The following is a 13,002-nucleotide window of genomic DNA, read 5'->3' on the forward strand; positions in this document are numbered from 1 at the left end:
AAAGTTGCATAAAAAAATCCGATGACATGGGGTCATCGGATTTTGATCCTTTCAGTGAGATCGTCAAGCGATCTGTCTTAACTGATCGGCATTACACTGATGGCGTGGTTTTTTCGATGGCCCCAATCTGGGGCCGGATTCAGTTACAGGCCTTTGTCACTGCGAACCACAGGTTCACCGGTCCAGATACCCTCTTCGATATGGCCTTCAAGCTCTGGGAATTGGCTCTTGTCAAACACAGGCTCTTTGCCTTCGCTCAGCTGATCACGGTAGTCATTGATCACCCGCATGGCAACACCGGAAAGCAATACCAAGGCGATGATATTGACTGTGGCCATCAACCCCATGGACAAGTCTGCCATATCCCACACCAGCTGGATCTTGGCAACAGCGCCAAACATCACCATACCGAGTACACACAAGCGGAACAGTGGCAGTACCTTGCGGCTGTTATTGGAAAGGAACAGCACATTGGTTTCAGCGTAAGAGTAGTTGGCGATAATAGAAGTGAAACAGAATAGCAAGATGGCAAGGGCCACAAACAGGCCACCCCAATCACCAACATGGTTGGTCAAAGCAGCTATGGTCAGTTGGATCCCCTTGTCTCCCTCGCTGACGTTGACACTGCTGAGATCACCGGCCAGCAATATGATGGCAGCAGTAGCACTACAGATAACGATAGTGTCCATAAACACACCTATCATCTGTACAAAACCTTGAGATGCTGGATGGTTAGGCGTTGGCGACGCGCTGGCAGCCACATTAGCGGCACTACCCATACCGGCCTCGTTGGAGAACAGACCGCGGGCAACCCCGGACTGCATCGCCTGAGCCACAGTATAAGCGACTCCCCCTGCGGCCGCTTCCTGCCAGCCGAAGGCACTGTTGACTATCAATTCAATAATGGTCGGCAGTTGCTCAATATTCATGCCGACAACGACCATGGCGATCAGGATATAGGCAAAAGCCATAATAGGCACAACCACCTCGGAGACCCGCGCTACCTTACGCAGCCCCCCCATGATCACCACACTGCTGGCCAGCACCAGGAAAATACCGATCCAATAACTGGCTTTTACATCAAACCAGTAGGCCTCTTTTACATCAAACACGATTTCCAGAGCACCGGCTATGGTATTGGACTGCACCGCATTAAATACCAAGCCGAAGGCGATGATCAGAAACACGGAGAAAAGAATCCCCATCCAGCGTTGTCCCAGTCCCCGTTCCATATAATAGGAGGGACCACCACGAAACTGGCCATCTTTATCTTTTACTTTATAGATCTGAGCCAGAGTCGACTCAATCATAGCCGTGGCCATACCCAGAAGGGCAATGAGCCACATCCAGAATACGGCTCCAGGGCCACCAGCCCCTATGGCAACCGCCACACCGGCCATATTACCGGCCCCGACCCTGGCGGCCATGCTGGTGCAAAACACCTGAAATGAAGACAAACCACTTTCACAGCCCTGTCTACTGGTTGCCATCACCTTGGCAGAATGCCCCAGGTGAGTAAGCTGAATGAACAACAACCTCAGGGTAAAGTACAGGCCGGCCCCCACCAGGGCATAAACCAATAGTTTTCCCCAAAGAAGAGAGTTCAAAAAACCGACTATGGTTTCGATAGTTTCTATTATCATAATTGTAAGCTTTCCCGTGGCAAACCTGGCCCATCACTGACTGGATGACGCCAAATTTGTGGTTAAGATTCCTTCCTGAATGAAAAAGGATAAGCATCGGCCAGTTTCTTTTCGAATTATCCTACATACACTAAGGTATGCCGGCCGCGCTTGAGGGCGGAGAAAATAGCATAGGATGCTAAAATTCTCGCGTGATCAAGATCACACTTAATCACTCATGTGACAGTAAATTCACCATAAAAACACCAGAACAAGCTAGTGTTATAACCTAAATAACAAGGGCATCACAGAGACTTTCGAAAAAAGCCACCGGCTAAACAAACTTTCAAAACTTGGATGTGGGACACATTTTTGTAATAAAACTACAAATATAGTACCTACAAGATAATCTGATTCACTTTTAGCTAGCTCAAGCGAGGCACGATATGACCCAAAAGCAAGAGATAGGTGCACTGAAGAAATTTGTCCGGGCCACTAACTTCCTGGCAACCTCACAGATTTACCTCAAGCACAATGTATTGTACAAACGCCCGTTGCAACACAGTGATATTAAGCCAAGGCTCTTGGGTCACTGGGGAACCTGTCCGGGGATCAACTTTGTCTACGCCAACGTGAACAGATTGATTACCAAGCACAAGCGCCCATTCCTCTACCTGGTCGGCCCAGGTCACGGTTTCCCAGCTGTACAGGCTAACCTCTTCCTTGAAGGCTCTCTCAGCCACTTCTATCCAGAAACCATTCCGTACAACGAAACCGGTATTGAAGATATCTGTCGCAAGTTCTCCGCGGCTTACGGCTATCCTTCGCATGCCAACCCCGAAGCTCCCGGACAAATTCTTGAAGGGGGTGAGCTGGGCTACTCCTTGTCTGTCGCTTGGGGCGCTGTTCTGGATAATCCTGACTTGATTGCCGCTGTACTCGTTGGTGACGGCGAATCTGAAACCGGTCCACTGGCTGCTTCCTGGTATGCCAACCGTCTGGTTTCTCCTGCCACCAACGGTGCCATACTGCCAATAGTGCATATTAATGGTTACAAGATTTCCGGCCCAACCCGTATGGGACGCATGAGCCACGAAGAGCTGGAACTTGAATTCAGAGGCCTGGGTTATCACCCCATCATAGTGGACAGCGAGCAGGAAGAAGATGTCTACCTGCAGATGACCAAAGCGATGGATACGGCTTATGAGATGATCAACGACATCCAGAAACGTGCCCGCAACGGCGAAGATGTGGTCAAGCCACGTTGGCCGGTGATCCTGATGCGCACCGCCAAAGGCTGGACCGGCGTTCCCGAATACGATGGCAAAAAACTCGAAGGCAACTGCGAGTCTCACCAGGTAATTGTCAATAAGTGTGCCACCGACAAAGGTCATCTGGCCGCATTGGATGGCTGGCTCGACAGCTACAAGTTCTCTGAACTTTACTCCATCAATGAGCAGAACCAGATTGTCTTCGACAAAGACATCCAATCACTGCTGCCCCCTGCAGAACTCTGCTGTGGCCGTCAAAAGATGAGCTATGGTGGTGAAGTGGTGCGCGCCCTCAGCAATCCTGATCTGGAAAAACTGGCCTATGGCCCCGAAGTTCCAAGAGGTCATCGTGGTTATTCCATGCTGAAAATGGGTCAGTGGATGCGCGAAGCCTTCCGCCTCAATAAAGATCAGCGCAACCTGCGGATCTTCAGCCCTGACGAAACTTACTCCAACCAGCTGCAAGCCGTATTCGAAGCGACAGATCGCGCCTGGCAATGGCCGATTGAAAGCTGGGATGAAGATATGAGCCGCGATGGTCGGGTCATGGAGCTGTTGTCTGAAAACCTGCTGTTTGGCATGATGCACGGCTACACAGTTACCGGCCGTCACGCCATGTTCCCTACCTATGAGTCTTTCTCTCAGGTAGTGTCTTCCATGGCCGACCAATACTGTAAGTATGTCTATGCCAGCCAAGGGGTTCACTTCCGTAAGCCGCTGCCGGCTTGCAACGTGGTGCTTTCCTCTCTGCTGGAACGTCAGGATCACAACGGTTACTCTCACCAGAACCCTTCTTTCCTGGGCGCCATGCTTGAGAAACATCCGAAGATTATCTCGGCTTATCTGCCTGCTGATGCCAACACCACTCTGGTTTACACAGAACGCGCTTTCGCCGACCGCGACAAACTGAACATTCTGGTCGCCGGTAAGAAAGAGCTGCCTCAATGGCTGAGCCTTGATGAAGCCCGTAAACAAGCCAAAGACGGTGTAATGGTCTGGGACTTTGCCTCTGATGAAAACCCTGATGTCGTCCTGGCTGGCTGTGGCGACTATGTCACTCAGGAGTGTATGGCGGCATTGGTACTAATTCGTGAACTCCTGCCAAGAGTGCGTATCCGCTTTGTCAGCGTCACTGAATTACACAGCAGTGGTCTGGGTAGCCTCAAGTTCCAGGAAAAACCTTGGTTGATGGATGAGATATTCACCGAAAATAAAGGTGTGGTATTTAACTATCACGGTTATCCAAACACCATCAAAAAACTGATCTTCGATTACAAAGGTAGTCACAGATTCAGAATCAAAGGTTATGAAGAGGAAGGTTCAACCACCACACCATTTGATATGGGTGTTCGTAACGGTACTTCCCGTTATCACCTGGTAATAGATATGGCTTACAAACTATTCCAGCAAGGTGTTATCGATGAAACCCGCCACGTTGCGATTACCACAGATATGTTACAACGCTTGGTTGATCATAGAAATTATATCAAGGCCAATGGTGTGGATCCTGAGTATATCGAGAACTGGATTTGGACCCGTTAAGCTGAACCTTAGCTAAACAATAGACAAATAATTTAGTTATAAAATTGTTTGCCAAAAATAAAAAAAGCGCCTTCAAACAGGCGCTTTTTCTTTATTTTAAATTGTTAAGCAAAGCCCAAGAGCAAATCTTGAACAATAAATTTATTGGTCGATAAGTGGAAAATTGCTTTTTTTCAATGGATAATTGACCCAGCTAGCTAAAACACTAAAGGAAATCCCACATTAAGTGCTAGTCATGTTTCCTATACGGGACATCTGGGTAATTGAATAGCAATGGACTTGGAGAACATGATGAATAAGACATTTAAAGCATTGTTGCTCGCATCTATGATGCCTTTTGCAGCATCTGCAGCAGACGAGCTCAGCCCATGGTATGTGGGTGCGGGCCTCGGTGTAAATAACTACGAACCTAACTGCGATCAGAAAACCATGAAAACCTGTGGTGAAGACGATCCATATGCATGGGACGTGTTTGCAGGTTACCTGTTCAACGATTACTTTGGTGTAGAACTGGGTTATCGTGACCTGGGTCGTGCCGAATGGACCGACTATGCCAACAAGCTCAATGACGTAGGTGCCAAGGGCGCCACTCTGGGCCTGGTGGCTTTCTGGCCTTTCGCCGACAAATGGAGCCTGTCTGCTGAAGCCGGTGCCATGAACTACCACATTTCCAACAACAGACAATGGGGTAGCGAGTACTACAGTGACAGCGGTGTTGCACCTTACTTCGGTGCCGGTATCGGTTACAACATCACAGAGAACTTGAAACTGGCCGCCAAGTATCGTCGTTATGAAAACCTCGACGAAGAAAAGTGGAACACTCTGGCAATGGAAAGCAACTACTGGGGTCTTGAACTGAGCTACCGCTTCGGCAGCACTTCAAAGCCTGCTCCAGTAGCACCAGTGGTCATAGAGCCAGTTGACAGCGACAATGATGGTGTCAACGACGATATGGACCAATGTCCAAACACACCAGCTAACCACAAAGTAGACGCCAACGGTTGCTCTATCTATGTTGAAAAGCTGGAGAAGCTGGAAGTTAAGGCTGAGTTCGATAACAACTCATCTGTACTGAAAGCCGACTCTATGGCTGAAATCCAGAAAGTCGCTGACTTCATGAACAAGTACCCTAAAGCCGATCTGGAAATCGCCGGCCACGCATCACTGCCTGGTAAAGCCGATTACAACCAGTGGCTGTCTCAGAAACGTGCCGACGCAGTTGCCAAAGTACTGGTTGACCAGTATGGCATCGATGCCAGCCGTATCAACGCCAAGGGCTACGGTGAAAGCCAGCCGCTGATGCAGGGTTCTTCTGCTGAAGCCAACAAGGTTAACCGCCGTATTGAAGCTCACCTGAGCTTTAAAGAAAAAGAAGCTCTGCTGAAGTAAGCTGAACTTCTTCTGGAAAAGTCGCTGCCCTGCAGCGACTTTTTTGTTTTCAGCCTTTGTGTCATTAGAATTCCCCCGGTTATGGGAGTACACTTCCTTTAACCGAAAACGGCCCTCATTGACAATTTCTCACCATTTTTGTAATTTTTTTTCAATCCTGGTTGGAAACGAGGGCAAAATCGCTTTTAATAGCGTCATGCAATCCCCGCGTAAACGGCCGCAATCTGAGAAGGATGTTTTTCATGGCAAACACACTCACGCAACTCAAATCCGTTACAACCATAGTTGCTGATACCGGCGACATCGAGGCGATCAAGCTCTATCATCCGCAAGATGCCACCACCAACCCATCACTGATCCTTAAAGCCTCTCAGATCCCTGAGTATGCCCCATTGATCGATGATGCTATTTCCTGGGCCAAATCTCAGAGCCAGGATCCGCTGCAACAACTGGAAGACGCCGCAGACAAGCTGGCGGTCAACATAGGGGTGGAAATTCTCAAGCTGGTACCAGGGCGTATTTCAACCGAAGTAGATGCCCGCCTGTCATTCGATAAAGCCGGCTCCATCGCCAAGGCCTATAAGCTGGTTAAGCTCTATGAAGCAGCCGGTATCGATAAGTCACGCATTCTGATCAAACTGGCTTCCACCTGGGAAGGCATCTGTGCCGCCAAAGAGCTGGAGCAAAACGGTATCAACTGCAATCTGACACTCTTGTTCAGTTTCGCCCAGGCCAGAGCCTGCGCCGAAGCCGGAGTTTACCTGATCTCGCCCTTCGTCGGCCGTATTCTCGACTGGTACAAGAAGAACACCGGCAAGGACTATAGCGCCAGTGAAGATCCAGGCGTGGTCTCAGTAACCCAGATCTACAACTACTATAAACAGCATGGTTATCAGACAGTGGTTATGGGTGCCAGCTTCCGTAACACAGGTGAAATCATTGAGCTCGCCGGCTGTGATCGCCTGACTATAGGCCCATCTTTGCTGGAAGAACTGGCCAACTCAGACACCCAAATAGTGACCAAGCTGCAACCTGCCACTGAAACCCAAGAACCCCCCAAGCCGTTGACCGAGGCTGAGTTCCGCTGGGAGTTCAATGAAGATCCCATGGCAGTGGAAAAACTGGCTGAAGGTATCCGTAACTTCGCCATAGATCAGGGCAAACTCGAGACCATGCTCAAGGCTAAACTGAGCTAAACAAGGTCTGTGCTGAAATTGAAGATCAGGGACAACTCATGACACATTTGACTCAATCCGCTAGCTGGCAGGCTCTCAAGGCGATGAGTGCAGACCTGCCTCACATGCGTGAACTCTTTGCCGAAAACGCGCAGCGCTTTGAACAGCTATCGCTCAAAGACTGTGGACTGCTGTTGGATTACTCCAAGAACCGCCTCACTGATGCCGTGCTGCAGGAGCTGCTCAAACTCGCCCGTGAAGCCGGACTTGAGCAAAAAATAGCGGCTATGTTTGCCGGCGAAGCAATCAATACTACGGAGCAGCGTGCCGTGTTGCACACAGCTCTGAGAGCGCCGGCCGATGCGGATATTCGCGTCGATGGCGTCAATGTAGTCCCTGAAGTTCAGCAAACCCTGGCTCAAATGGAGGCTTTTGTCGAGGCGCTCTATTCAGGTCAGTGGCGCGGCTATACCGGCAAGAAGATCACAGATCTTGTCTCCATCGGAATTGGCGGTTCCTTCCTCGGCCCCAAGATTATCTCCGAGGCCCTGCGTCCCTATTGGAACGGTAAGCTACAGTGTCACTTCGTCGCCAATGTCGACGGCACGGCCATCAGTGAAAAACTGAAGAAGCTGGATCCTGAAACCACCCTATTCCTGATGTCGTCAAAATCCTTTGGCACTCAGGAAACCCTGACCAACACCCTCAGCGCCAAAGAGTGGTTCCTGGCCAAAGGCGGTTCACAGCAGGATATCGGCAAGCACTTTGCGGCAATTACCTCCAATGTCGCCAAGGCAACGGCGTTTGGCATAGATGAAGACAACATCTTCCCCATGTGGGATTGGGTTGGCGGGCGCTATTCTCTCTGGTCGGCCATAGGTTTGCCCATAGCCGCCCTGATAGGCATGGATAACTTCAAGGCACTGTTGGCCGGCGCCAGAGCAATGGATGTACATTTCGCATCCAGACCTCTTGAGCAGAATATGCCGGTGATCATGGGCCTGCTCTCTGTATGGTACAACAATTTCTTCAATGCCCAGTCCCACGTGGTGTTGACCTATGATCACTACCTCAGAGGGCTTCCGGCCTATTTCCAGCAGCTGGATATGGAGAGTAACGGCAAGTCCGCCACTCTGGACGGCAATTCAGTTGATTACAGCACAGGGCCGGTTATTTGGGGCGGAGAAGGCACCAATGGCCAACACGCCTACCACCAGCTGTTGCACCAAGGTACGGCATTGATCCCGGCAGACTTTATCCTGCCGTTGCAAAGCCATAATCCTATCGGTGAGCATCACGCTCAGCTGGCATCAAACTGTTTTGGTCAGACCCAGGCGCTGATGCAAGGACGAACCTTCGATGAAGCCTTGGCCGAACTGGCCGACAGCCCACTCTCAGAGGCTGAGAAACAGCTTATTGCCAAACATAAGGTCATGGAAGGCAACAAGCCGAGCAATACCCTGTTGATGGACAAGCTGACCCCAATAACCCTGGGCGCCTTAATTGCTCTTTACGAACACAGAACCCTGGTTCAGGGCGCTATCTGGGATATCAACTCATTCGATCAATGGGGAGTTGAGCTGGGTAAAACGCTGGGGAATGAAGTGCTGTCGCGTATCGGCGCAGAGCAAAACAGCCAGGATCTGGATGCTTCCAGCAATGCCCTGATCAATCTCTTCAGACAAGGAAAAATCTAGCCCGTTAACCTTGTAAATCAACAGATACCAGCCAGCTCCACTGGCTGGTATTTTTTTGCCCGCCATCTTGTCTATACGCCTTCATCAAAGTATCACTCAAGTTTAACAAAATAGAAACATTCTTCTTGCACCCTGTTTGCCAAGTATGATATTTAAATGTTGATAAAACATACAACAACAGGAGGTTGCCATGGATCGTTTGGATTATGGTAGTGCGCTAGACGAAGTCGTTGAAAGACCAAGCCGCTCTCGAAGCTCCAACAAGAAGCGCAAATGGCGTGAAATCGAAGCGCTGAAAGATAAACATCGTCTGTTGAAGGAACTACAGGAGATAGACAGCAGTTTTGACTATGATATCGACAGCCTCCTCTGAATATGAGAGACATTAAAAAAGAGCGCCAAGCGCTCTTTTTTAATGTCTGCTTCCCACAAGGTTATCTGTCTGCGGTTTGAATATAGCTTCTCAGCTCGTCGAATAGCTGGTTATCATCGCTGCTGAACAAAGGATCCTCTATCAGCTTCAACTCACACATGCTTTGGATCTTCTGCCAGTCTTCATCCTTCAGGCTCTTGGCAAGCAAAGGAAAGATCTCCCGCTCTTCATACAGCATGTGCTTTTCCTGCAAATCCACATATCCCTTCAATTCAGCAACCAGTTTTTCCTTGGCCACCACCACATCGTTCAGGATCAGGTTGAGTGTCGCCATCAAGGCCGATGAAGCTTCAATCAATTTTTGGTGCTCTTCCTCAAGACGCCGGGTAGGCTCGGTACGGCTCTCCTTGATAAGGAAATAGTCGTAAATGATGTCTTCGAGTGGATGATGGCTGTGCTCGGCATAGCCCTGCATATATTCGACAACATCCCGTACCAGATTAAAATTGACGTGCTCACCTTCGGCCAGCTTCAGGTATTTCCCCTTCAGCAACTTCAGCAATATGGCAATATGCTTGTGGTCATTCATCAATCTTTGCAGCATAGGGCACTCCATTTTGAGTCGGGCCTTTCTAGGTAATAGTAGTAAACAGGCCAAATATCACTCAATACTAACCATAGATGTTTTCCGGGGACATGATAAAGATCAAGGAAAATAACCTTCTAAATCAATACTTCATAAATTAGCACCTTGTATAATCTTCAATGACCTTACGCTGCTAGCACCAAAAGCTGGCCAAGCGCCTCAGCACCCCTGGCTTTCCTCCATCATCACCAGCATCTCTTTGAGAGAGCCACGGATACGATTGAAGGCTTCACCGGCAGAGCTGGCTTCGCGCAGATGTCGCTCAACCATGGAGGTAAAATAAGTCTCCTGCTCTTCTGTCATATCCAGCACATGAAAGCTGCTGCGAATTTCAGTAGTGATCCCCGATAAGGTATCGCAGAAGTGCTGATCCTGTTGCTGCATGGAATCACCCAACTGCTTCATCAGCAGGTGTAACCTATCCATCACCCGTCGCAGCATCTGCTGGCGCTCTATGTCCAATACCCTGGCCTCCAATCCTTCGACCACAACGGCAATCACATCCCTGAGGCGGCCGTAAAGCACCTCATCCTTGACCGGCATATTCTTGATCAAGAATGACACATGCTTGTCATTGCACATGGTTCGGTTGCCAAAGTCATACAGGCGTCCCTGTTTGTCCAAAAGTTCAAAGATATTGGCTTCTATCGGGCTTATCTGGGCATTGTCCGGCACAAAATATTCGGCGCTGTCTGTGCGTATTTCCAGACAGGTATTGAGGTTGAGCTGAGTCATCAGCTCAAAAAAGGCATCGGCAAGGGCACGGTAGTTGTTACAAAGAAAACATTGGCGGAAGAATTGCAGCACACAGCCATATTGGGACGATTCACTCATGGACTGAAACGCCATATTTCTCGACATGGACTCGGCCTGCATCAGAGACTGTTTGCGCTGTTGATATTGCGCCACACTGCGTACCTTGGCCAACAGCTCTTTCAGCTCAAAGGGTTTAGCGATAAAGTCTACCGCCCCGGCCTCATAGGCCTTGAGGCGCTCATTGAGGGTATTCATACCGGAAACAAATACCACTGACGCCTCTCGCCCCTGTGATTGCAAGTGAGCACATAACTCCACACCGCTGGAATCCGGCAGATTGATATCCATCAGGATAATTTCCGGTGTCGCCGACTCCAACGCCGCCAAATATGCTGCTGCCGAATCAAACACTTGGACTGAGTAATTATCCTGTAAGACTTCCTCTATCAAAGCCAGATAATCAACATCATCATCCACTACCCAGACAGTTAAATTGTCCATAACTCTCCCTTACTGTCATCAGCAAATCTAATTCCCACCTGCTTGAGTGCCAGAATCAATCCTGTCAGATCAAAGGGTTTATGCAGTACCGGAAACGGCATCTCATCGGCGCTGGAAATACCTATGTCCTGAATAAAGCCGGAGATCAGCAACACCAGCAGTGAGTGTTTAACATTGAGTTTTTGTGCAAGTTCATAGCCGTTGATACCGCCAGGCATCAACACATCTGTGATAAGAAGCTCGGCATCACAACGCTGCTGCTCGTAGCGTTGCAGCACTGTGATGGGGTCGTGGAACAGCTCCGCCTCTATCCCCAGCAGGTCGCAATAGTCGGCCATCACTTCCAGCATCTCAGGCTCATCATCCACCACTATCGCCTTTATCGGACGCCTGACTCTGGGCAATTCCCCCGTATTGGCACTGAGTTGTGGCTCAGTCGCCAACTTACGACTCTGTGGGAACCATAATCTGAATTCAGTGCCGGCAACTCCCGTGTTCAGGATGGCGATATAACCCTTGGAACGTTTAACAAAACCATACACCATGGCCAGTCCAAGACCTGTGCCCTTGCTCTTGTCCTTGGTGGTGAAGAACGGGTCGAATACCTTGTCCTGAAAGGCTTCAGGAATACCACTACCGCCATCAATCACGCTGATCCATACATAATGCCCGGGCTCTACCTGGGTCTTGCCTATGGCGATCCCGGGTAGATAACCACTCAAATAGCAACTGCCGGTACGTATCTTGAGTTCTCCCTTGCCCTCCATAGCATCGCGACCATTGAGCAGCAGATTCAATAAGGCGTCTTCCAGGTCCCCTTTGTCGAGCATCACAGGTTTGTTATCCGGTGCCAGCTCAATACTCAATGTTATTTGACTGGTCAAGGACTTAGCAAACAACTCCTGCAAACCTTCAATCACCTCATTGACCTGGCAAGGCTCGGCATTGAACTGTTCCTGGCGCGAAAACGACAATAGTCTGCGGGTCAGATCTGTGCCCCGTTGGCAGGCCTTAAAGGCGGTATTGAGGTATTTTTCAGCTTTGGGATCAGAGGTTTTAAGCTGCATTAACTCCAGGTTACCCTTCAATACCCCGAGAATATTGTTGAAGTCGTGGGCTATGCCACCGACCAACTCCCCTATGGCCTGCATCTTCTGGGTTCTGGCCACGGCCTGCTGCAACTGATGCTGCTCGCTGTAATCGCGACCTATAACGGCGTATATGCGCCGACTTTGGGAAATACAGTAACAATTGAGATGCAATAACTCCCTGCCGCCATCGCCCTTATGACACCAAAGTTCCCCGGTATAACTGCCCTTGCGGCGCAACTGCTCCCTAAAGGAGTCACTTTCTTCGCCTTCAAACAGCAGGCCGGTTAAATTGGCGCCCACCAATTCCCGGTTGGCATATAAGGTCACTGCTGTGGCTGCCGGGTTGGCGTAAAGGATGGGTTCTCGCTCAGGTTCGAGACTAAACAGCAGTAATAAACTGTCGGCACCATCTATAACGGCCTTGAAGCAGATTTCATCCTCTGCCGACTGTGATGAACTGCGGCTGAGCTGACATTGATAGATGGCCCCCACCAAGGGGCCGATACTGGCCTGGAATGAGGCCAAAGACTCAAACCAACCGGGAGCCGATGAGTGGAAAAACAGCAATAGATCTGAATCTTTGATTGGCCAGACGGTAAATTTCAGCCATTGATGAAGCTCTTGTTGGCTCGCTTCTTTGGCCCATTGATTAACACTGCTCCAAAGCGTCAAATAGATAACCGGATCCCGACACCAGCAGGTGACTGATTCCGGCATATCATTGGCGCCCAACTCTGAGCGTTCCACCATCAGCAAAGCCTCTGCCCCTGAGGCATGTACCAGGGTCTGGCACAGGGCCGGCAATACGTCCTGTCCCTGGGTCAAACCCAGTTGCAATTTAGCCAGTTCAATCAGCAGTCGGGACCAGTCGCCAGGGAATTCAGTTTGAGCCTCAGAGGAAAACACGTTAAAGTCCCTTTCCGTTGTTTTTCAGTCATT

Annotated in this window: 9 protein-coding genes; 5 read left to right on the forward strand and 4 right to left on the reverse strand. The window is 49.7% G+C overall.

The window, feature by feature from the left end; genetic code table 11:
• Positions 1–143: 143 nt before the first annotated feature.
• Complete coding sequence (locus tag ACMHXI_RS19305; protein ID WP_413735850.1) at positions 144–1,643, reverse strand: alanine/glycine:cation symporter family protein; 1,500 nt, start codon at positions 1,641–1,643, stop codon at positions 144–146.
• 425 nt (positions 1,644–2,068) lie between these two features.
• Here ACMHXI_RS19305 and ACMHXI_RS19310 point away from each other — a divergent pair, with 425 nt between their 5' ends.
• The 5 genes from ACMHXI_RS19310 (at position 2,069) to ACMHXI_RS19330 (ending at position 9,069) form a co-directional block, all read left to right on the forward strand.
• Positions 2,069–4,435: a phosphoketolase family protein gene (locus tag ACMHXI_RS19310; RefSeq protein ID WP_045283541.1), complete on the forward strand. Its 2,367-nt coding sequence runs from the start codon at positions 2,069–2,071 to the stop codon at positions 4,433–4,435.
• A 288-nt stretch (positions 4,436–4,723) separates the two neighbouring features.
• Positions 4,724–5,824 carry an OmpA family protein gene (locus tag ACMHXI_RS19315; RefSeq protein ID WP_115390613.1) on the forward strand — a complete coding sequence of 367 codons (1,101 nt, stop codon included), beginning with the start codon at positions 4,724–4,726 and terminating at the stop codon, positions 5,822–5,824.
• A 242-nt stretch (positions 5,825–6,066) separates the two neighbouring features.
• Complete coding sequence (gene tal / locus ACMHXI_RS19320; RefSeq protein ID WP_028779802.1) at positions 6,067–7,020, forward strand: transaldolase; 954 nt, start codon at positions 6,067–6,069, stop codon at positions 7,018–7,020.
• A 38-nt stretch (positions 7,021–7,058) separates the two neighbouring features.
• A complete protein-coding gene (gene pgi / locus ACMHXI_RS19325; RefSeq protein ID WP_045283540.1) occupies positions 7,059–8,696 on the forward strand; it encodes a glucose-6-phosphate isomerase in 1,638 nt (545 codons plus the stop codon).
• A 190-nt stretch (positions 8,697–8,886) separates the two neighbouring features.
• Entirely contained in the window at positions 8,887–9,069 is a 183-nt protein-coding gene (locus ACMHXI_RS19330; protein ID WP_025010585.1) for a DUF3545 family protein, read from the forward strand.
• A 61-nt stretch (positions 9,070–9,130) separates the two neighbouring features.
• Here ACMHXI_RS19330 and ACMHXI_RS19335 read toward each other — a convergent pair whose 3' ends face one another.
• The 3 genes from ACMHXI_RS19335 to ACMHXI_RS19345 all read right to left on the reverse strand — a co-directional run bounded on the left by ACMHXI_RS19335 (position 9,131) and on the right by ACMHXI_RS19345 (position 12,969).
• Complete coding sequence (locus tag ACMHXI_RS19335) at positions 9,131–9,673, reverse strand: hemerythrin domain-containing protein (protein WP_025010584.1); 543 nt, start codon at positions 9,671–9,673, stop codon at positions 9,131–9,133.
• A gap of 201 nt (positions 9,674–9,874) precedes the next feature.
• Entirely contained in the window at positions 9,875–10,972 is a 1,098-nt protein-coding gene (locus ACMHXI_RS19340; protein ID WP_413735854.1) for a response regulator transcription factor, read from the reverse strand.
• Positions 10,960–12,969, reverse strand: coding sequence for an ATP-binding protein (locus ACMHXI_RS19345; RefSeq protein ID WP_258870101.1), 2,010 nt, complete (start codon positions 12,967–12,969; stop codon positions 10,960–10,962). The genes ACMHXI_RS19340 and ACMHXI_RS19345 overlap by 13 nt, the downstream gene beginning before the upstream one ends.
• Between the last annotated feature and the right edge of the window lie 33 nt (positions 12,970–13,002).

The sequence above is a fragment of the Shewanella sp. BJSY2023SW005 genome (assembly GCF_047314585.1).
GTDB classification, from domain to species: Bacteria; Pseudomonadota; Gammaproteobacteria; order Enterobacterales; family Shewanellaceae; genus Shewanella; species Shewanella algae.